We start from the raw sequence: 18,497 nt of genomic DNA on the forward strand, positions 1-18,497 counted from the left end.
CGTCGCAGCGCCGCGCCGAGCCCGGTGGCCAGCCCGGCGGCGAGCGTGACCGCGGGCACGACGGGCCACGGCGCCGCCAGCGCCACGCAGCCGAGGATCACCGCCAGGGTGGCCGGCGGCGCCGCGAGGCTCCACCGGTCCGCGCCGATCCGGCGGGCGGTCAGGACCGCGAGCCCGGCCAGGATCGCGAGGGTGGTCGCGGCCGCGGCCGGGCCCATGGCCGTCGTGGTTCCGGCGAGCCATGCGGTACCGCCCGGGGCCAGCCCCGTCCCGTCGGGCGCCCCGCGCCAGACCGAGCCGAGCCAGCCGAGCGGCCGCACCAGCACAGCGCCGACGGCGGGGACGAGCGAGGCCGCCGCGACCAGCATCGGCACGACGGCCGCGGCCGCATGCCAGGGCCGCGCCGGCCCGCCGGGGACGAGTTCGCCCGCACCGGGGGCCACCTCCGGCGGCGCCGGACGCTCGGCGTCGAGCGGCGCGCCGGCCGGGCCGGGGCGCGGGAAGCTGCCGGCGGCGAACCACACGGCGGCGAGGGAGGCGGCGCCGTACACGCCGAACCAGGTCACGCCGCCATGCGCGGCCGAGTGCAGGGCCGCGGCCACGGTCACGCCCGCGCCGGCCGTGGCGGTCGCGACGGTCCCGGCGTTGGCGCACCGCCGCCCGAGCAGCAGCGCGGCCAGGGTGACCAGCGCCAGCCCCGCCGTGGCGCCGAGGAGGGCGGGCGGGATGGGGCCCTGTCCCGCCGTACCGAGGCCGAGGAGGCGGAACCCCGCGGCACCCGCCACGGGCAGGCAGAGCAGGGCCACGACGGCGGCCGGGAGACGGAGGCGGCGCCCGGCCGCGCGGGCGGCGACCACTGTGGACAGTCCACCGAGGACGGTGTATGCGGCCAGGGTGACCCCCGGTCCGGCCAGCCCGGCCAGCGCCAGGTGCACGGCCACGAACGGCGCGACCGCGACCGCCCAGCGTTCGGAACGCAGCGCGGCGGCGACGAGCACGGCCAGCGCGACACCGTCCACAGTGCACACCAGGGCGGGCGCGGGCGCGGTCAGCGCGGCTGGCGCGGCGAAGGTGACGAGGACGGCGGTCGTCCACGGTACGGCGCGGTGCCGCAGCGGCAGCCACAGCGCGACGCCGAGCAGCGCCAGGCCGGCCGGCTCCTGCCAGTCGAAGAGCCGGATCGCCAGCCAATCGGCCTGCGGGTGCCACGCGGGCAGCGAGTGGGCGACGGTCTGCACGGCGCCGAGCGCGGCGAAGTACGCGTACGGCACGGCGAACCCGGCCGTCACCACGAGGGCGCCGATCCTGGTCCCGCGGCGAACCTTCCCCGGCGCCACGGTCGCGACCCCGGCGATCAGCAGGGCCAGGGCGGCGAACGCGGCGTAGCGCTGGGCCGGGAACAGCTCGGCGGCCATGCGCGCCCCGGCCGGCGCGAGCAGGCCGACCGCCATGCCGGCGCCGAGCTGCACGGTCCGCTCGTGGGTCAGGCCGGCGATCACGACCAGCGCGGCCAGCAGCACCATGACGGCGAGGATCCGGGCGGCCGCCGCCACGCCGTCCACAGTGGCCAGTGCGTGCAGGGCGGGCGGCAGCGCCGACAGCACCGCGAGGCCCGCCGCGATCCAGGCGAGCCTGTCGACGGTACGGCCGATCAGCACGCCGACCGCCGCGATGCCCACGAACACGAGGGTCCAGCCGGTCGCCCCGAAGCCGCGGTGCAGCGCCAGCAGCGGGAGCACGGGCTGGACGGCCACGACGGCGGCCAGCCGCGGCGCGCGCAGGCGGGTGGCCAGCGCGTACCCGCCGGCGACGGCCGCGGTGACGGCGAACGTCAGCCCGGCGTACGTGGCCGGGATGGTGACCCCGGCGAGCCCGGCGAGGTCGACGTACCAGGCGGCGTACCCGTCGAGGAGCACGAGCAGCACCCCGAGCGCGGCGAACGTCTCCGCGGTCGCGCGCAGCCGCCGGGCGAGGGCCACCGGCGGGACGGCGAGGGCGAGCAGCGTGACGACGGCGAGGATGGCCGCCCGGCCGAGGACGCCGAAGCTCGCCCACGCGACGGCGGCGAAGACGATCGCGGCGCTGCCCAGGAGCAGGCCGCCGAGGATGAACAGGACGTTCTGCACGGTGCGCGGGGCCGCCTCGGGCCGCTGCCCGAGGATCGCGTCGCCCGCGGGCGCGGTCCCGGCGGGCATCGCCCCGGGCGCGGCCTGCGCCTCGGTCACGTTGGCCGCGGGCCGGGCCGCGGTGTCCCGCGGCGAGAAGGCGGGCGGTGCCGCGGCGGCCACCGCGGCCTTCACCCGGGCGGCGAGCATGTTGCGCTGGGACTGCGCGGCCGTGTACCGCTGCACCGCCACCCCGTAGCCGGCGCGGGCCGCCTCAACCTCGGCGTACAGCTCGATCGCGCGGGCATTGAGGCGCACGACCTCCGCGGCCTCGGGGTACGGGGGCCGGCCGCAGCCGCTGCAGCCGGTCTCGAGCCCGGCGGCGGCGCCGCAGAACGGGCAGGGGTAGCTCACCATGCCCATCAGGGTGCCTTCAGACGGCCATCCGGCGGATCCGGCGCGCTACTCAAAACCGTCTGAGTACGTCTTCCTGCGCCGTCGCCGGAGCGGCATGCTGTCGGGATGCGGTTACTGAGCGAGGCCGAGTACCGGGCGACGATGGAGCCCGAGCCGATCCGCATCGGCGCGGAGGCCGAGCCCCCGTTCGACTTCTGGACATACGTCGACGAGATCCCGGAGGCGGACCTGGGCGGCCACGACTTCTCCGCCGGCAACGTCACCTACGCGTGGCACATGCCCGCCCGCAACCTGCAACATGTCCTGGTCGACTGCGAGCAGCCGAACGTCTTCCTCGTCCTGGTCCTCGACCTCGACCGGACCGAGGTCCTCGGCCACTACCTCCTGGACATCTTCGGCGTGGCCTGAGCCTCACTCGTCGAGTCCCCGCTCGATGGCGTACCGCACCAGATCCACCCGGCTGTGCAACTGCAGCTTCCCGAGCGTGTTCTGCACGTGGTTCTGCACCGTGCGGTGGGACAGCACCAGCCGCTCCGCGATCTCCTTGTACGTCACGCCCTTGGCCACCAGCCGCAGCACCTCGGTCTCCCGCTCGGTGAGCCGCGGCGCGTCCGGGTCCTCGGCCCGCGTCACGCCGGCCAGCCGCCGGAACTCCCCGAGCACCAGCCCGGCCAGCCCCGGCGTGAACACGGGATCCCCGTCCGCGGTCCGCCTGACCGCCGCGAGAAACTCCTCCCGGGCCGCGGACTTGACGAGGTACCCGGTCGCCCCGGCCTTCACCGCGTCGAGCACGTCCTGCTGTTCGCCGCTGGCCGACAGCATGAGGATGCGCGCCTCCGGGCACGACCCGAGAATCCCCTGGATGACCTCGACCCCGGACCGGTCCGGCAGCTGCAGGTCGAGCACCACCACGTCGGGCCGCACCGACGCGGCGATCCGCACCGCCTGGGCGCCTTCCCCGACGGCGGCCACCACCTCGTACCCGCCCTCGGCGAGGTCCCGGGCCACCCCTTCGCGCCACATCGGATGGTCGTCGACCACCATGACCCGCAGCATCGCCCCGTCGTCCACCCCAGCACGATAGACGCCGCCCGCCCACCCCTTCCGCCCCGCGCCCGCCGAATCCCACAATCCGCACGAACCCGCCACTTCCACCCGTCGATCCCTGCTCACGAGCGGCGCGCGACCCTGCGCCTCCCTTGGTCGCGTGCCCGGCGGTGGTGGGACGGGCCGGCGGGAGCGGTGTCGAGCGAGCGCGGCGCGCGGCCGGGCCCGGCTATTTCGGGACGTTGAGTTCGACTTCGGTGCCGGCGCCCGGTGTGGAGGTGACGGTGACAGTGCCGCAGATTGTGTACCCGGCTGCGGACGGACTGGGCCACGCCCAGGCGTCCGGCGCGCTCGGCCTTGGCCAGGCGGCCGGCGGGGCGATGGTGGCCGGTGCCGGGCTATTTCGGGACGTTGAGTTCGACTTCGGTGCCGGCGCCCGGTGTGGAGGTGACGGCGACGGTGCCGCCGAGGTCGCGTACCCGGCCGCGGATGGACTGGGCCACGCCCAGGCGCCCGGCGCGCTCGGCCTCGGCCAGGCGGCCGTCCGGGATGCCGCGGCCGTTGTCGCGGACCGTGACGATGACGGAGTCGTCGAGGTCCTCGAGCAGGATCCAGGCCTTCGCGCCCTCGCCCGCGTGCCGGGCGACGTTGTCCAGGGCCGCGGCCACGGCGGCGGTCACCTCGGCGGCGACCGCGTACGGGAGCAGGACCGGGGTGGCGGGTGCGGCGATCGTCACTGTGGCCGAGCCGTGCGGGTCGAGCAGCGTCCGCAGATCGGTGAGCTCCGCCGGGGTGTGGCCGGTCCCGGGCGGCGGGGTCGCCCGCGCGGCTCGCCGGGCGGCGGCCCCCAGTCGCGGGAACCGGCGCGCGAGCGCGGCGTCGGCCCGCGCGACCACGGAGGAGCCGGACGCGGGCGGTTCGGCGGACGGTGAACCGCCCGGTGCGCCGTGCGGCACGTCAGCAGTGCCCGGCGACGGACCCGCGCCTGCCGCCACGGAACCGGGCGCGGAGGCGGCGGCGGTAGTAGCGGTCGCCGGCGTAGCGGCGGTGGCGTCGGAAGCCGGCGTGGCGGCGGTCGTAGCGGATGCCTGCGTGGCGGGGGTCGCAGCGGTCGCCGGCGTGGCGGCGGTGGCGGCGGACGCCTGCGTGGCGGGGGTCGCAGCGGTCGCCGGCGTGGCGGCGGTGGCGTCGGAAGCCGGCGTGGCGGGGGTCGCAGCGGACGCCGGTGAGGTGGCGGTCGTAGCGGATGCCGGCGTCGCGGCGGTCGCCTGTGTGGCGACGGTCGTGGCTGATGCCTGCGTGGCGGGGGTCGCAGCGGTCGCCGGCGTGGCGGCGGTGGTGGCGGACGCCGCCGCTGGCCCGGTGGCGCGGGAGCCGGGCGGGGCCACAGAGGGCGCGGGAGAAGAAGGCGCGTGAGCCGGGGAAGCAGGCGCGGGGGAGGAGGGCGCGGCGGGCGAGCGGCGCGCCGTCCGCAGGGGCGGCGGGGCCGAGGTGACCAGGGTGCGCAGGACGGCCTCCTGCTCCCCGGCCAGCCGGCCCAGCTCGGCGGCCTCGCCGCCCAACTCCGCGGCGCGGCGCTGGACCAGGGCCAGGACCTGCAGGACCGAGTCGTGGATGCCGCGGGCCAGGCGCTCGCGTTCGCGGGTGGCGGCCTCCAGCTCGATGGCCTGCTGCATGCGCGACTCGGCGTCGATGGCCAGGCGGGCGATGTGGCCCACGCCGATGCCGGCCAGGATCATCAGGACCGGGCCGTTGACGGTGGCCTGGGAGAAGCCGTTGCGCACGACCACGTCGGCGGCGCTGAGCAGGACGGCGGCGATGGCGCCCCGGCGGCGGCCGCCGGAGATGGCCCAGGCGACGACCGGGCCGGCGACCCAGGCCATGGGGAGGGTGGGGGCGCCCACGCCCAGGCCGGCCGGGGCGACGATCCAGCGGGAGGCGAGCAGGCAGCCGGCGGCGACGGCCAGGTCGGCGGTGAGCAGGGGCCAGCCGCGCCGCTCGGGGCGGGCGTAGGCCAGGCTGCTCACCGCCGTCCACACGGCCATCAGGCCGACGATCAGCCAGCCGCCCGGGGGCCAGGCGTAGTGCCGGAAGTTGTTGAGCATGAGCACGGCGGCGTAGCCGAGCGCGGTGATGCGGAAGACCAGCAGGGCCCGCCAGAGCGGACCCTCCAGTCCCGACCCGGTGCCCGGCACGGTTGGCCGCTCGCCGCCGTGGACCATGTCAGACCCAGTGCACCGGGGGCAGGCCGGCCTCGTCGAGGGCGGCGTTGACCTGGCTGAACGGGCGGGAGCCGAGGAAGCCGGCCGGGTTCATCGGGCTGGGGTGGCCGGCCTCGATGATCCGGTGCTGGGGGTTGGTGACCAGCACGGCCTTCTTGCGGGCGTAGGCGCCCCACAGCACGAACACCACGCGTCGCTCGAAGGCGTTGAGGGCGTGGATGGCGGCGTCGGTGAAGTGCTCCCAGCCGTGGCCGGCGTGCGTGCCGGCCTTGCCGGCGCGGACGGTCAGGATCGCGTTGAGCAGCAGGACGCCGTCGGCGGCCCAGGGGGTCAGGTCGCCGTTGGCGGGCGGCGTGACGCCGAGGTCTTCGCGCAGCTCCTTGTAGACGTTGCGCAGCGACGGCGGGACCGAGACGCCGGGGCGGACCGAGAAGCTCAGGCCGTGGGCCTGGCCCTCCTTGAAGTACGGGTCCTGGCCCAGGATGAGCACCCGCGCCTGCTCGGGCGGGCACAGCCGGAACGCGGTGAACAGGTCGGGCAGCGGCGGGTAGACCGGGCCGGCCGCATACTCGGTCTCGACATACGACTGCAGGCGTTGCACCACCTCCAGGTCGAGGTGCGGCTTCATCACGTCCCGCCAGCCGGCGGGGAGGAGTTCCAGCAGATCCAACGACATGCACGGAACTCTACGAGCCGGGTACGACACTTCTGCATCGGCGTTTCCGAGTACCGGCTGAAAGCCGTATTTAAACGGATAAAATGGGACCATGACGCAGGTCGGACCCGTTGGCGGCGGCGGTGAGCCGCTCACCGTGCTGTGGGCCTGGCGGCAGCGGCTCGAGGAAGCGGACGAAGGCCAGCAGAAGGAGCCAACCGGCGAACGCCGCAGGAATCCCGCAGATGCCGGGCGAAACGCCGGTCCAAGGGACAGCATCGCACAGGATGAGCCGGTCGACGGGCCGAAACACGGCGATCAGGGCTATCTGCCGCAGTTGCAGGCGCGGCTGCGCGACGCCGCCGACGATGTGCCGGCGGTGGTACGGCGGCTGTCCGAAGTACCGCAGGAAGAGCGCACGATCCTGCACACGGCGATCGCCGCGGACCCGGCGGCGGCCGAGCGCGGCCTCGCGTGGCTGCTGGAGCACTTCGGCCAGCCCAGTGCCGTCGTGCCCGCCCTGGCCCGGTTCGCACCGGCGCTCGACGCGCTGCTCACCGGGCACGGCCGCCAGCTCGACCTCTTCGGCGACGCGCTGGTCGCGGCGGTGCGCGAGGCCCGCGGGGAGCGCTGGGCCGACGAGGACGCCGCGGCCTGGCGCGACGGCTGGCGCTTCGCGATCGGCTGGCTGCGTCAGGCGGCCCAGCTGCACCACGGCGAGACTCCCTTCTGGACGGGCACCGTCCTGGGCCACGACCGGCGCCGCGACGACGTGGCCGTGCTGACCGTGCGCACCGACCTGCCGTACCCCTTCCGGGCCGGCCAGCGGGCCATCGTGGAGTGCCGGTCGGTGCCGGGCGCGTGGCGGCCCTGCTGGATCGGCGACCCGCCGGCGGCCGACAGCCACATCGAGATCCACGTCCAGGCGCTGCCCGGCGACCGGGCCACCGGCGCGCTGGTGCGCGACACCCACCCGGGCGACCCGATCCGGCTGCACCGGGCCGAGGGGGACTTCGTCATCGAGCGCGGCGCGACCGGGGCGGTGCTCATCGTGGCCGAGGACGTGCACGTCACCCCGATCAAGGCGCTGCTGTCGGAGCTGGCCGAGCAGCACGACGAGCGGGTGGTGCACCTCTTCTGGGGCGTGTCGACCCGCGACGACCTCTACGACCTCGAGTCGCTGCGCGAGCACGCGGCCCGCTGCGCCCACGCCACCGTCCACCCGGTGGTGGCCCGCGGGCCCGCCCACCCGTACCTGTCCGGCTCCCTCCCGCAGGTCGTCGTCGACTTCGGCGAGTGGACCTCCCACGACGTCTACGTCAGCGGCAGCCCCCTCGCCGTCGGCGTCATGCGCAACATGCTCCTGCAGCGCGGCGTGCAAGCCCGCCGCATCCACGCCGTCACCCTGTGAAGCGGGCGGTCACGACCGTGTTGCCGAGGTAGTTGGCGGTCCGGCGGTCGAACGATCCCCCGCAGGTCACCAGCTCCAGGCGGGCGTCCGGGGCCGGGCCGTACACCAGGTCAGCCGGGAAGGCCGACTTGTCGAACAGCCGCACCGCCTCGACCGCGAACGTCGCCGCCGACCCGTCCTGGCGGGTCACCGTGATCGCGTCGCCCGGCCGCAGCCGGCCGAGCTCGTAGAAGACGGCCGGTCCGGTGGCGGCGGTGTCGACGTGCCCGACGAGCACGGCGTTGCCCCGCTCCCCGGGGGTCGGCCCGCGGCGGTACCACCCGACGGTCTTCGGCTCTTCCAGCGAAGGCGGCTGGAGTATGCCGTCGCCGGAGACGTCCACCCGCTCGACGGGCGCGTCCACCCCGATCGCGGCGATCGCCACCCGCACCGGAACGGACGCCGACCTCATGACCTCTCCCGTGAGCCCGGACAGTCCGGAGACGACGGGCAGGACGGGCGGCCCGGTGCCGAGCGAGGTGCCGATCAGCGCCACCCCCGCGACCACCAGGGCGATGATGAACAGCGCGGGCAGCGCCCGCCAGCGCCCGTCGGGCCGGACGAGCGCGCTCGACGCGCCGGAATGCCGGCGGTGGCGGTGGGGCGGGGTCACACCGCCCGGCGCCGCAGCGCGAACGCGCCCGCCGCGCCGATGACCAGCAGCCCACCGCCGGCGGCCATGAGCGCGTGGTTCGTCGGCCGCGAGGTGGCGCCCCCGCCGGTTGGCACCCCGCCCGCGGGCGACACCACCAGCTGGACGACGGCCGATGTGCCGTCCCCGCAGTCGATGCTGACGTTGAATGTCCCCGTCTGCGTGTCCGCCGGGATGTTGACGGTCACGGAGAAGACGCCCGAGGTCTTCCCCGGCTCCATCGGGATGCGCGCGGACAGCCCCAGCGGCGCGCCGGCCACGTCCGCCTCGTGTACCCCCTCGGCACAGACGACGCTGAACGTGACCGGGTTGCCGGCCGTGACGGTGTCCGGCGTGACCGCGCCGCTCGGGCCGGCGGAAGGGGCGAGCGCGACGGCACCGAGCGCAGCGAGGAGAGTCTGCATGTGCAACATGTCACCCGAAACCCGGGTGAATGGTGCACACCCCCCAGGGGCGGTGGGACGATGAAAACTCGGGAGTGGGAAAACTGGAGAGTAGGAAATGTCGCAGTCGAGCGCCCCGCCGCAAGCTGCGCGACATTCATCTGTAATCCTGCGCCGAGGCGCCATAAGCGCCGGTCGTGGGCAAAGGCGGCCGCGGCCAGGAGCCGGACTGCGGGACGAGACGGGACGACGCTTATGAGTGAGTACAACATCACATACCCGGACGGCGAGCTCGACCTCAAGGTTCGCAAAGCGACCGAGGGACCGTCCGGCCTGGAGATCGGGTCGCTGCTCAAGCAGACCGGGCAGGTCACCCTCGACACCGGCTTCGTGAACACCGCGTCCTGCGTATCGTCGATCACCTACATCGACGGCGATGAGGGTATCCTGCGCTACCGCGGGTACCCGATCGAGCAGCTGGCCGAGGGCTCGACCTTCCTCGAGACGTCCTACCTGCTCATCCACGGCGAGCTGCCGAGCGCCCAGCAGCTGGAAGCCTTCACCAACCGCATCCAGCACCACACCCTGCTGCACGAGGAGATGCGCCGCTTCTTCGACGGCTTCCCGCGCGACGCGCACCCGATGGCGGTCCTGTCCTCGGCCGTCAGCGCGCTGTCCACCTTCTACCAGGACAGCCTCAACCCGTTCGACGAGGAGCAGGTGGAGATCTCCACCATCCGGCTCATGGCCAAGGTGCCGACCATCGCGTCGTACGCCTACAAGAAGGCCATCGGCCAGCCGATGCTCTACCCGGACAACTCGCTGGGCTACGTCGAGAACTTCCTGCGGATGACCTTCGGGGTGCCGGCGACGCCGTACGAGATCGACCCGGTCATGGTCAAGGTCCTCGACATGCTCCTGCTGCTGCACGCCGACCACGAGCAGAACTGCTCCACCTCCACGGTCCGGCTCGTCGGCTCCTCGCACGCCAACCTCTTCGCCTCCGTATCGGCTGGCGTCAATGCGCTCTTCGGCCCGCTGCACGGCGGGGCCAACCAGGCCGTGCTGGAGATGCTGCAGGACATCAAGGCCGACGGCGGCGACGTGGCGTCCTTCGTGCGCAAGGTCAAGAACAAGGAGGACGGCGTCAAGCTCATGGGCTTCGGCCACCGGGTCTACAAGAACTACGACCCCCGCGCCGCCCTGGTCAAGAAGGCCGCCCAGGAGGTGCTGGGCCGCATGTCGCAGCCCGACCCGCTGCTCGACCTGGCCATGGAGCTCGAGGAGATCGCGCTGGCCGACGACTTCTTCGTGTCCCGGAAGCTGTACCCCAACGTGGACTTCTACACGGGCCTCATCTACAAGGCGATGGGCTTCCCGACCACCATGTTCACGGTCCTGTTCGCGCTCGGCCGGCTGCCCGGCTGGATCGCCCAGTGGCGCGAGATGATCAACGACCCGGACACCAAGATCGGTCGTCCCCGCCAGGTCTACACCGGTTACGCGGCCCGGAATTACACCCCGATTGCCGCTCGGTAAAGACCCGCTGCGCCGAGCGGTTCTTGCTCGTTTGTCTACTTGACGGAGATCGACCCCAGCTGTCTCATACATGAGTCCGTCTGGGGTCGTTGTCCGTTTTCGACAGGAGCAATCGGAGCAGCATGAGTGCGCCAACGTTGTCGCCGTTACTGACCGCGGCGGTGCAGGACCGGACCTCGGGTGCCACCGGGGTGGCCCGGCAGGTGCTCGACGGCCTGGCCGAGTTCCTGTGCGACCCGGACACCCTGCGCGCGATGGTGGCCCCCCTGCCCGGACTGCTCCCCGGCTACGCCTCGATGTGGCACATCGCCCGGGCGGCCCACGCCGCCGACCCGGGCCCGGCCCTGCGGGCCATCCGTGAGCAGCTCGACCGCGACGTCGAGCGCTCGGTCGCGACCGCCGTCCGCGTCCTGCAGCAGCGCGCCGGCTGGGTGCGCACCGCCCCGAGCAGCGCCCTGGTCAAGGCGACCGTGGCCGGCCTGCCCGCCGGCACCGTGGACGTCCCCGGCACCGAGGGCCTGGCCCCGGTCACCGGGCTGGCCGGCGCCGACGCGATCAGCCCCACCCAGGTCCTCAACATCAAGGGCACCCTGCAGCTGGCCCGGTCCGTGCCGACGATCGTCGTCACCACCTCGCTGAAGCTCGTGCCCGAGCACGTCTTCGAGGGCCTCGGGTCGCCGCTGTTCGAGCGCATCCCGCTCGACGCCTTCTGGGCCGTCGTCCTCGACGGCGAGCTCCTCACCCCGGCCGAGGCCGGCCGCCGCGCCGGGCAATGGTGAGAGGCGTAGCCGTCAACCCCGGCCGCCGCGCCGGGCAATGGTGAGGGGCGTGGCCGTCAACCCCGGCCGCCGCGCCGGGCAATGGTGAGGGGCGTAGCCGCCAACCCCGGCCGCCGCGCCGGGCAATGGTGAGGGGCGTAGCCGCCAACCCCGGCCGCCGCGCCGGGCAATGGTGAGAGGCGTAGCCGCCGACCCCGGCCGCCGCGCCGGGCAGTGCCGAGCCGGCGCCCCGCGCCCCGCACGAGCGCCGGCCGCCGCGGGGGGCAATGGTAAACCTTATTTCCAGCTCAACGAGGAAACCCAGTCCTGGCAACGACTTGTGCGATCGTGTGCGGTCATGTGTTCCACATTGGACAGATCCACACGGTCGGGAAGACGGCACGAATTAGGGGCTGTGCAGCGGCTCGCCGGGGGAGTACATTTCGTGCCAACCCAAGGACGGCCGGGGCCGCCGCTTCCCCCGTGGCGGCGGCCCCGGTCCTTGGATCGACGTTTGGCGTGCTGAGCCCTCGGAGACCACCAGGGTCATGACCGCCCTCGATGCGCCGCCCCGCCCGCGCCCCCGGACCGTCTATCTGGCCGGCGGCCTCATCCTGGCGGCGATCCTCCTCACCGGCGTGCTGGTCGCCGTGTCGCAGCACCACGACCCCACCGTGACCGGAGCCGTCGACGGGCGCAACGCGGCCACGCTCGACCTGCTCAGCGGCGTCGGCGCCGTCACGGTCCGCGCCGCCGATCTCGGCGACACGCTGTACCGCATCCAGAGCCCCCGCACCGCCACGGCCCACGACACCGGCGACCGCGTCGAGGTCCGCGTCGACGGCGGCGACGCATCCGTCACCGTCGAGCTCAACCGGGACGTGCGCTGGACGCTGCGCTTCACGGCCGGATCCCAGAGCAACACCGCCGACCTGCGCGGCCTGCGCCGCCTCGCCGGCGTCGAGTACGTCGGCGGCGTCTCCGCCATCGACCTCGCCCTGCCCGGCCCCTCCGGCACCGTGCCCGTGCGGGTCGACGGCGGCGCGAGCACCCTGCGCGTCCACGCCCCGGACGAGGCGGCGGTGCGCGTGCGGGCCGGCGGGGGAGCGGGCGGCGTGAGCATCGACGGCGCCACCCACAGCGGCGTCACGGCCGGCGCGACCTACGCGACCGGCGGCTGGGACGCCGCCGCCGACCGGTTCGACGTCGACGCGGCCGGCGGCATCTCGAGCATCACGCTCGATCGGAACTAGCTCTTGCGCGGTTCCCCGAGGTCGGCCGGCGCACCCGACACGGGCGCGTCGTCCGGCATGTCAGGGAGCCCGAACAGTTCCGTCAGGCCGGTGATCTGCAGCAGCCGGTGCACGAACGGTGACGGGCTGCTCACCTCCATCGTGCCGCCGACCTCGCGCGCCTTGTTGTTGATGGCCACGAGCGTCCCGATGCCGATCGAGTCCATGAACGGTACCCGGCGGAGGTCGACGGTCAGCCGGCTCGGCCGGCAGGTCTCGACGGTCTCGAGCACTACGGAGCGCAGCGCCCCCACCGTGGCCGCCTCCAGCGGTCCCAGTACTTCCACCACGACTGTGCCACCAGGAACGTCCCCGGAGCGGTGCGTCCGGACCATTGCGTCGCCCATTTGAACCGCGTACCCAGCCTCCCGAACCAAAAACGTCACGAGTTCGCCGAGATCAACAACGGCAGCGTGAGACAGTACGCGCACAGCAGCACACATGCCTCCGGCCGGGTGATCCGGCTCCCCCGCTTGAGCAGCAGCCAGGCGAGCACGCCGGCCAGCACCATCGCGGTCACCGCGGCGAAGCCGAACGGCGCGATGCGGTCCCGCCCGGCCGCCAGCCCCACCACCGCCCCGCCGATGAGGCTGTTGAACAGGTTGCTGCCCAGCAGGTTGCCGACCATGAGGTCGCCCTGGCCGCGCCGCTGCGCCTGCACCGACGTCATCAGCTCCGGCAGCGACGTGCCGCAGGCCACCAGCGTGAAGCCGATCACCGTGTCGCTGACACCCCAGAGGTGGGCCAGCGTGGAGGCGTTGTCCACGACCAGTTGCGCGCCGCCCAGGGTGGCGGCCAGGCCCAGGGCGATCCGGATCGCCTCCACCCACCAGCGGCCGGGCGGCGGGGACGGCTCGACGAACGCGGCGACGTCGTCCGGCAGGGGATCATCCGGCGGTACCCGGGAGAGCCGCACCAGCAGCACCAGCGCGCCGATGCTGAGCAGGGCCAGCAGGACCCCGGCCACGAGCTTGAGCCCGACCAGCGCGAACGCGCCGAACACGGTGACCCCGGCGACCATCAGCGGCGCCTCGCGCACCGGCACCGACGATCGCACCAGCACGGGCGAGACGACCGCCACCACGCCCAGGATCAGCGTCACGTTGAGGATGTTCGACCCGACCAGGTTGCCCAGCGCCAGGCCGGCGTTGCCGCGCACCGCCGCCGTGCCCGAGACCACGAACTCCGGCGCGCTCGTGCCCAGCCCGATGACCACGACCCCGACGATGACCGGCGCCACCCGCAGCACGGTGGCCAGCCGTCCGGCCCCCACCACCAGCTGGTCGGCGCCGAAGGTCAGCAGCACCAGGCCGGCGAGTCCGAGCACGGCCACCAACAGGGTCGACATCGGCCTCCTCCCGCACGCCTGGGTCGACACCATACCGGCCCGGGCGGTGAAGATCGACGACCGCCGCGAAATCCGAAACCGGTTCCGGCGGATTGACCGTCTCCACCGCTGGCGCAAAAGCGCGGAGCGCTCTACAGTTTTCAGCGAGACCGGCGTCTTCCCCCGTGGATGCCGGTCTCACCATTTTCCGGCGACCTTTCGGGACTGCCTCCACTTTGGACCCCACGGTAGGGTGTGCCGGTGCGATGTCCCAGGTGTGGAGCGGAAGGCGTCGACGCCGCCGGGTACTGCGTCAACTGCCGCCTGCACCGAGGACCGGTCATGCCGCCGCCCGGTTTCGCACCGCCCCCGGCCCGGCGCAACCCGCTGCTGATCCCCGGCATCATCTTCGGCGTCGTCTGCGCGCTCGTGGTCGCCGCCGTGATCGTCTACGCCGCCACCGCCGACTCCGGCGGCACCCCCGCCGCCCAGGCCAGCGCCGCCGCGAGCCCGACCGCCACGGCCGTCCGGCCGGCCCCGACCACCGACGAGGCGTCGGCCTCCGCCGAGCCGGACGCCTCCGGCTCCGCGCAGCCCAGCTCCTCCAGCGCGCCGCTGTGCCTGCTCGGCGTGTGGCTGGAGACCCAGCACGACGAGCAGGTCCAGATCGCCAACGTCGGGGAGTTCACGTTCAGCGGCGCCGGCGCCTACCAGCGGTACAGCGACAGCGGCCGCGTCGTCGTCGACTACGGCGACGGCCTGCACCTCAAAATCAACGGCAACGACAAGTACGAGTACATCCTGACCGGCATGATCTCGTACCAGTACAAGATGGACGGCGGCCTGGTGACCTACGCCTCGCCCGCGCCCAGCTCCGACGGCACCGAGACCTTCATGGTCAACGGCCGCGTCGCGCAGAGCGGCAAGCTGCAGGCGCGCGCCCCGCGCCCGATGCGGATGAACTGCGGCCCGGTGGCCATGACGCTGGCCAACGACACGCTCCACATCGACTTCAAGCGGACCAGCCCGCGGCCGTAGGTTTGCTCAGGTCGGGCGCCCGGCGGCCGATCTGGCGGCCGAGGAGGGCCGCATGGACAACAAGCTCGCCATGGTCATCGACGACTCGCGCGCGATGAGGGGAATCCTGAAACGGATCCTGCTCCCGCTCGGCTTCGAGGTGCGCGAGGCGACGAACGGCAAGGACGCGCTCGACCAGATCTGGGACGACGACCTCAAGCCGGCCCTCGCGCTCATCGACTGGAACATGCCGGAGATGAACGGCCTGGAGTTCGTGATGGCCGTGCGCAAGCAGAAGCACCTGCGCCAGATGACGCTCATGATGGTCACCACCGAGAGCGAACACGGACAGATCGTGCGAGCCCTGGCCGCCGGGGCCCACGAGTATGTGATCAAACCGTTCACCGCGGAGGCGATCATCGACAAGCTGACGTACCTCGGCCTCGTCCCGCTGGCGGGTGCCGAGCCCGCCGTGAGCGCCTGACCGGGCCCGACCACCGGGTCATGACCTGAAACGCAATGTTCTCGGTCCGATAGGCGACGGAAGAACCCCAGACGCCGAACTACCGTGCGACACATGACGATCGACTTCCCGCACGGCTGGTGGGGTACGGACCTGGGCACCGCCCGGGCGAGCGTGGGCACCTACGAGCTCTACCCCACCGAGAGCCTGCCGGCCGTCGACCCGTCGCGCTACGACGGCACCTTCTCCTGGCTGGTCCCGGACGCCCCGCACGACCCGCTGCGGGCCATGGAGGTGGCCGCCCTCGGCGAGCACATCGCCCTGCCGGCGCCCTTCAAGCGGTTCATGAGCAGCCAGGTGCTGATGGACGCCATCCCGTCGTGCACGGGCTGCGACTTCGACCTCGCCCCGCGCCCGGTGCCCAGCCCGGTCGAGCCGAGCGCCCAGCTCGTGCGGTTCCTGCGCGACCAGCGCGATGCCGTCATCTGGTACCTCTACCTGCGCCCCGGCGCCGAGCCGTTCGTGCTCGCCTCGCCCTGGCTGCTCGAGATCGTCGGCCTCGAGGAGGTCGACCGGGAGACCCTCCTCGCCAACATGGTCCACGCCTCCGACAGCTTCGAACAGTTCGTCCACCGCTTCTGGCTGGAGAACTCGCTGTGGTTCAGCGTCAACGAGGGCGACGAGTCCACCGATGAGATGAACCTCTACCTCGCGCATTACCAGGCCGCCCTTTAATCTCTTGCGCCACTGCGGTGGCGGGCCTATCTTTGAATACGTCAAGGACACAGGAACCACGAAGAACGCGAAGAGCACGCAGAAGGGGAACGGGACGATGACCGGACACCGCGAGTCACGATTGGCCGCGCTCGCCGCGCGCCGTCGCGCCGTGCTGTCCGCCGGCGTCTCGTCCTGGCTGCTCAGCGGCCTGGCGGAGTCCTCGGGCAGGTTGCGGGATTAGGGGATAGCTCCCCGAAGCCACCGCAGCCGCCCGGTCGACCCGGGCGGCTTTTTTCATACGGGTGTAGCTCAACAGGTAGAGCACCGGCCTCCAAATCCGGCGGTTGTGGGTTCGATTCCTACCGCCCGTGCGTACCATTATGCATTGCTCACCATCGATTGATTGCCGCGGTAGCCCAACCGGGAGAGGCACCCCCCTCAAAAAGGGGCCAGTGCGGGTTCGACTCCCGCCCGCGGCACGCAACACCGTCTGGTTGTGCAAGTCCGAAGTGCAGATGAAGGGAGGAGGCCCGGTGACCGCGGTTCTCGTGCTCAACGCCGACCTCGGACCCCTGCACCGGGTCTCACTCCGCCACGCCATCCGCATGCTCCTGCGTGAGGTGGCCGTCGTGCACGAAGCGGAGCCGGACCGGTTGATCGGGGTCTACCCGCTCCCGCGGGTGGTGCGGCTCGTGTCCTACGTCGTCACCCGCTGGCGGTTCAGCGGCGGGCCGGCCTGGTCGCGCGCCGGCGTCCACGCCCGCGACGGCCGCCGCTGCGGCTACTGCGGGGCCGAGGCGACCACCATCGACCACATCCTGCCCCGCTCGCGCGGCGGCCGGAACAGCTGGAAGAACACCGTTGCGGCCTGCACGGGCTGCAACCAGCGCAAGGGCGACCGCACCCCCGCCGAAGCGGGCATGGTGCTGCGCGTCAAGCCGTCGATCCCGACGTGGGGCGCGCTCGTCCAGCGCTGACACGGCGGCCCCGGCGGGCGGCTCATCACCGCCGCCGGGGCCCCCAGAGGGCCTGTAGCTCATCAGGTAGAGCGCCGCTCTTGCAAAGCGGAGGTGACCGGTTCGAGTCCGGTCTGGTCCACGCCCGGGTAGCCCAAGGGAAGAGGCGCCTGATTCAGGGTCAGGAGGTTGGAGGTTCGAATCCTCTTCCGGGTACGCAGTTCGAGGAGAGTTGGCCGAGAGGTAAGGCTGCGGCTTGCTAAGCCGTCGACGGGGGAGACCCAGCGGGGGTTCGATCCCCTCACTTTCCGCGCACCACGCCCATTCCGGGCACACGCCCTTGTAGCTCAGTGGAGAGAGCGCCTGGCTACGAACCAGGAGGCCGGAGGTTCGAATCCTTCCAGGGGTACCGAGGAGAGGCCAGCCGATTGGTGCCGGCACCCGTCTCGAAAACGGCGTTGGGTTCACGCCCGTGTGGGTTCGACTCCCACCCTCTCCGCACCGGCCGTCAGCCGTCAGCCGCCGGCGATCGGCCCCTGCCCGAACGCGTACCGGGTCAGCACCCGCACGCTGCCGCCGCTGCGCTGCTTCGCCGCCGCCGGCAGCATCGTCAGCGCGTGGATGCGCGAGGACAGGTGCCAGCGCGCCGCCTTGGCCGCCCGCGGCCAGCCGTGCTCGTCCATGCGCTTCGCCGCGGCCAGGAAGAACGCCCGCGCCTCGCTGAACCGGTTCCCGGTCACCGCCGAGGACGCCGACAGGCTCGCCCCGTGCCGGCGGTACTGGAACACCACCTGGTCGTCGGCGACCAGCGTCCCGCCGCGGCGGACCAGCTCGAGGATCAGCTTGAGATCCTGGATGACCTTCAGCTTCTGGTCGAACCCGACGGCCTGGATCTCCGTGGTACGCCACGCCAGCGACGGGAAGTAGAGCCAGTTCCCGCGCAGCAGGCTGACGGCGAGGTCCTCCCCGGTCATGGTGATCGTCCCGGCGAACTTCGGCGCGTACACCCGCCGCTTCGTCGCGTCCGCGAGGGTCCGTACGTGGGTTCCGTCGGGCCCGACGACCTCCACCCCCGGCTGCACCAGCGTGGCCTCCGGGTGGGCCTCGACGAGCGCGTGTACCCGCTCCACGTAGCGGGGCAGCAGGACGTCGTCGCACCCCATGATCATCATGAACGGCGCCGAGGCCTGGTCGACGCACTGCTGGAAGTTCCGGGTGATCCCGAGGTTCTGCGGATTGCGACGGTACTGCACGCGCGGGTCCCCCAGCGCCGCGAAGTACTCGGCAATGCCGGTCTGCCGGTCCGCCGGGTTGTCGTCGAAGACGGTCAGCCGCCACCGCTCGTCGGTCTGCGCCATGATGCTCTCGACAGCGATCTTCAGCAGCGTCAACTCGCCGTAGTGCGGCAGCATGATGTCGAGCACGGGTGCGATGGTAACCGTCACCGGATCCGCCCCTTCCCGGCGTTACCCGGATATGTCTGCCACTTCGTCACCG

At 72.8% G+C, this 18,497-nt stretch carries 19 protein-coding genes and 7 tRNA genes; 17 read left to right on the forward strand and 9 right to left on the reverse strand.

The genetic code is table 11. From position 1 onward, the window contains the following. On the reverse strand, nt 1–2,522 hold a 2,522-nt coding region (locus ABD352_RS56450; RefSeq protein WP_344620971.1), incomplete at its 3' end, for a hypothetical protein. Between the two features lie 105 nt (nt 2,523–2,627). Between ABD352_RS56450 and ABD352_RS56455 the strand changes: the two genes are divergently transcribed. Beyond that, on the forward strand, nt 2,628–2,930 hold the full coding sequence (locus ABD352_RS56455; protein ID WP_344620972.1) for a hypothetical protein: 303 nt from the start codon (nt 2,628–2,630) through the stop codon (nt 2,928–2,930). A gap of 3 nt (nt 2,931–2,933) precedes the next feature. On the opposite strand, the gene ABD352_RS56460 is transcribed toward ABD352_RS56455, so the two are convergent. From ABD352_RS56460 to ung, 3 genes are all read right to left on the reverse strand, one after another. After that, nucleotides 2,934–3,578 (reverse strand): response regulator, encoded by a 645-nt coding sequence (locus ABD352_RS56460; protein ID WP_344621082.1) that lies wholly within the window; start codon nt 3,576–3,578, stop codon nt 2,934–2,936. A 389-nt stretch (nt 3,579–3,967) separates the two neighbouring features. Then, complete coding sequence (locus tag ABD352_RS56465) at nt 3,968–5,791, reverse strand: DUF5931 domain-containing protein (protein WP_344620973.1); 1,824 nt, start codon at nt 5,789–5,791, stop codon at nt 3,968–3,970. Between the two features lies 1 nt (nt 5,792). After that, nucleotides 5,793–6,467, reverse strand: a complete 675-nt coding sequence (ung, locus tag ABD352_RS56470) for a uracil-DNA glycosylase (RefSeq protein WP_344620974.1) — start codon at nt 6,465–6,467, stop codon at nt 5,793–5,795. Between the two features lie 91 nt (nt 6,468–6,558). On the opposite strand from ung, the gene ABD352_RS56475 reads away from it, so the two are divergent. Then, complete coding sequence (locus tag ABD352_RS56475) at nt 6,559–7,857, forward strand: hypothetical protein (RefSeq protein WP_344620975.1); 1,299 nt, start codon at nt 6,559–6,561, stop codon at nt 7,855–7,857. Here ABD352_RS56475 and ABD352_RS56480 read toward each other — a convergent pair. After that, complete coding sequence (locus ABD352_RS56480) at nt 7,847–8,509, reverse strand: class F sortase (RefSeq protein ID WP_344620976.1); 663 nt, start codon at nt 8,507–8,509, stop codon at nt 7,847–7,849. The two genes, ABD352_RS56475 and ABD352_RS56480, sit on opposite strands and share 11 nt — an antisense overlap. Further along, nucleotides 8,506–8,952 (reverse strand): hypothetical protein, encoded by a 447-nt coding sequence (locus ABD352_RS56485; RefSeq protein WP_344620977.1) that lies wholly within the window; start codon nt 8,950–8,952, stop codon nt 8,506–8,508. The genes ABD352_RS56480 and ABD352_RS56485 overlap by 4 nt, the downstream gene beginning before the upstream one ends. Nucleotides 8,953–9,186: 234 nt before the next feature. On the opposite strand from ABD352_RS56485, the gene ABD352_RS56490 reads away from it, so the two are divergent. The 3 genes from ABD352_RS56490 (at nt 9,187) to ABD352_RS56500 (ending at nt 12,481) form a co-directional block, all read left to right on the forward strand. Continuing rightward, on the forward strand, nt 9,187–10,470 hold the full coding sequence (locus ABD352_RS56490; RefSeq protein ID WP_344620978.1) for a citrate synthase: 1,284 nt from the start codon (nt 9,187–9,189) through the stop codon (nt 10,468–10,470). Between the two features lie 122 nt (nt 10,471–10,592). Beyond that, nucleotides 10,593–11,249 carry a hypothetical protein gene (locus tag ABD352_RS56495; RefSeq protein WP_344620979.1) on the forward strand — a complete coding sequence of 219 codons (657 nt, stop codon included), beginning with the start codon at nt 10,593–10,595 and terminating at the stop codon, nt 11,247–11,249. 527 nt (nt 11,250–11,776) lie between these two features. Beyond that, entirely contained in the window at nt 11,777–12,481 is a 705-nt protein-coding gene (locus tag ABD352_RS56500; RefSeq protein ID WP_344620980.1) for a hypothetical protein, read from the forward strand. Here ABD352_RS56500 and ABD352_RS56505 read toward each other — a convergent pair. Together ABD352_RS56505 and ABD352_RS56510 are read right to left on the reverse strand one after the other, a co-directional pair. Beyond that, on the reverse strand, nt 12,478–12,867 hold the full coding sequence (locus tag ABD352_RS56505) for an STAS domain-containing protein (protein WP_344620981.1): 390 nt from the start codon (nt 12,865–12,867) through the stop codon (nt 12,478–12,480). The genes ABD352_RS56500 and ABD352_RS56505 overlap by 4 nt on opposite strands. A 35-nt stretch (nt 12,868–12,902) precedes the next feature. Next, on the reverse strand, nt 12,903–13,868 hold the full coding sequence (locus tag ABD352_RS56510; RefSeq protein ID WP_344620982.1) for a sodium:calcium antiporter: 966 nt from the start codon (nt 13,866–13,868) through the stop codon (nt 12,903–12,905). A 321-nt stretch (nt 13,869–14,189) separates the two neighbouring features. Here ABD352_RS56510 and ABD352_RS56515 point away from each other — a divergent pair, with 321 nt between their 5' ends. The 12 genes from ABD352_RS56515 to ABD352_RS56570 all read left to right on the forward strand — a co-directional run bounded on the left by ABD352_RS56515 (nt 14,190) and on the right by ABD352_RS56570 (nt 17,499). Further along, entirely contained in the window at nt 14,190–14,885 is a 696-nt protein-coding gene (locus ABD352_RS56515; RefSeq protein WP_344620983.1) for a hypothetical protein, read from the forward strand. 52 nt (nt 14,886–14,937) lie between these two features. Further along, a complete protein-coding gene (locus ABD352_RS56520; protein WP_344620984.1) occupies nt 14,938–15,348 on the forward strand; it encodes a response regulator in 411 nt (136 codons plus the stop codon). Nucleotides 15,349–15,441: 93 nt separating this feature from the next. Beyond that, complete coding sequence (locus ABD352_RS56525; RefSeq protein WP_344620985.1) at nt 15,442–16,062, forward strand: hypothetical protein; 621 nt, start codon at nt 15,442–15,444, stop codon at nt 16,060–16,062. 97 nt (nt 16,063–16,159) lie between these two features. Next, nucleotides 16,160–16,285 (forward strand): hypothetical protein, encoded by a 126-nt coding sequence (locus tag ABD352_RS56530; RefSeq protein WP_344620986.1) that lies wholly within the window; start codon nt 16,160–16,162, stop codon nt 16,283–16,285. Nucleotides 16,286–16,342: 57 nt separating this feature from the next. Then, a tRNA-Trp gene (locus tag ABD352_RS56535) sits at nt 16,343–16,415 on the forward strand. Nucleotides 16,416–16,449: 34 nt separating this feature from the next. Next, nucleotides 16,450–16,523, forward strand: a tRNA-Leu gene (locus ABD352_RS56540). Between the two features lie 54 nt (nt 16,524–16,577). Next, nucleotides 16,578–17,021 carry an HNH endonuclease gene (locus tag ABD352_RS56545; protein ID WP_344620987.1) on the forward strand — a complete coding sequence of 148 codons (444 nt, stop codon included), beginning with the start codon at nt 16,578–16,580 and terminating at the stop codon, nt 17,019–17,021. Nucleotides 17,022–17,069: 48 nt separating this feature from the next. Next, a tRNA-Ala gene (locus ABD352_RS56550) sits at nt 17,070–17,142 on the forward strand. A 1-nt stretch (nt 17,143) separates the two neighbouring features. Next, a tRNA-Leu gene (locus ABD352_RS56555) sits at nt 17,144–17,216 on the forward strand. A 10-nt stretch (nt 17,217–17,226) separates the two neighbouring features. Further along, a tRNA-Ser gene (locus tag ABD352_RS56560) sits at nt 17,227–17,311 on the forward strand. A 25-nt stretch (nt 17,312–17,336) separates the two neighbouring features. Next, nucleotides 17,337–17,409: transfer RNA gene (locus tag ABD352_RS56565), tRNA-Arg, on the forward strand. A gap of 4 nt (nt 17,410–17,413) precedes the next feature. Continuing rightward, a tRNA-Ser gene (locus ABD352_RS56570) sits at nt 17,414–17,499 on the forward strand. Between the two features lie 16 nt (nt 17,500–17,515). On the opposite strand, the gene ABD352_RS56575 is transcribed toward ABD352_RS56570, so the two are convergent. After that, nucleotides 17,516–18,424: a glycosyltransferase family 2 protein gene (locus ABD352_RS56575; RefSeq protein ID WP_344620988.1), complete on the reverse strand. Its 909-nt coding sequence runs from the start codon at nt 18,422–18,424 to the stop codon at nt 17,516–17,518. Nucleotides 18,425–18,497: the final 73 nt, after the last annotated feature.

The organism is Dactylosporangium salmoneum, assembly GCF_039532525.1.
In the GTDB taxonomy this organism is placed as follows: Bacteria; Actinomycetota; Actinomycetes; order Mycobacteriales; family Micromonosporaceae; genus Dactylosporangium; species Dactylosporangium salmoneum.

What these genes read in the sequence shown, in the direction of transcription:
- ABD352_RS56455 (WP_344620972.1), top strand. Translation starts at nt 2,628, where the DNA reads ATGCGGTTACTGAGCGAGGCCGAGTACCGGGCGACGATGGAGCCCGAG.
- ABD352_RS56460 (WP_344621082.1), bottom strand. Translation starts at nt 3,578, where the DNA reads ATGCTGCGGGTCATGGTGGTCGACGACCATCCGATGTGGCGCGAAGGG.
- ABD352_RS56465 (WP_344620973.1), bottom strand. Translation starts at nt 5,791, where the DNA reads ATGGTCCACGGCGGCGAGCGGCCAACCGTGCCGGGCACCGGGTCGGGA.
- ung (WP_344620974.1), bottom strand. Translation starts at nt 6,467, where the DNA reads ATGTCGTTGGATCTGCTGGAACTCCTCCCCGCCGGCTGGCGGGACGTG.
- ABD352_RS56475 (WP_344620975.1), top strand. Translation starts at nt 6,559, where the DNA reads ATGACGCAGGTCGGACCCGTTGGCGGCGGCGGTGAGCCGCTCACCGTG.
- ABD352_RS56485 (WP_344620977.1), bottom strand. Translation starts at nt 8,952, where the DNA reads ATGCAGACTCTCCTCGCTGCGCTCGGTGCCGTCGCGCTCGCCCCTTCC.
- ABD352_RS56490 (WP_344620978.1), top strand. Translation starts at nt 9,187, where the DNA reads ATGAGTGAGTACAACATCACATACCCGGACGGCGAGCTCGACCTCAAG.
- ABD352_RS56495 (WP_344620979.1), top strand. Translation starts at nt 10,593, where the DNA reads ATGAGTGCGCCAACGTTGTCGCCGTTACTGACCGCGGCGGTGCAGGAC.
- ABD352_RS56500 (WP_344620980.1), top strand. Translation starts at nt 11,777, where the DNA reads ATGACCGCCCTCGATGCGCCGCCCCGCCCGCGCCCCCGGACCGTCTAT.
- ABD352_RS56505 (WP_344620981.1), bottom strand. Translation starts at nt 12,867, where the DNA reads ATGGGCGACGCAATGGTCCGGACGCACCGCTCCGGGGACGTTCCTGGT.
- ABD352_RS56510 (WP_344620982.1), bottom strand. Translation starts at nt 13,868, where the DNA reads ATGTCGACCCTGTTGGTGGCCGTGCTCGGACTCGCCGGCCTGGTGCTG.
- ABD352_RS56515 (WP_344620983.1), top strand. Translation starts at nt 14,190, where the DNA reads ATGCCGCCGCCCGGTTTCGCACCGCCCCCGGCCCGGCGCAACCCGCTG.
- ABD352_RS56520 (WP_344620984.1), top strand. Translation starts at nt 14,938, where the DNA reads ATGGACAACAAGCTCGCCATGGTCATCGACGACTCGCGCGCGATGAGG.
- ABD352_RS56525 (WP_344620985.1), top strand. Translation starts at nt 15,442, where the DNA reads ATGACGATCGACTTCCCGCACGGCTGGTGGGGTACGGACCTGGGCACC.
- ABD352_RS56530 (WP_344620986.1), top strand. Translation starts at nt 16,160, where the DNA reads ATGACCGGACACCGCGAGTCACGATTGGCCGCGCTCGCCGCGCGCCGT.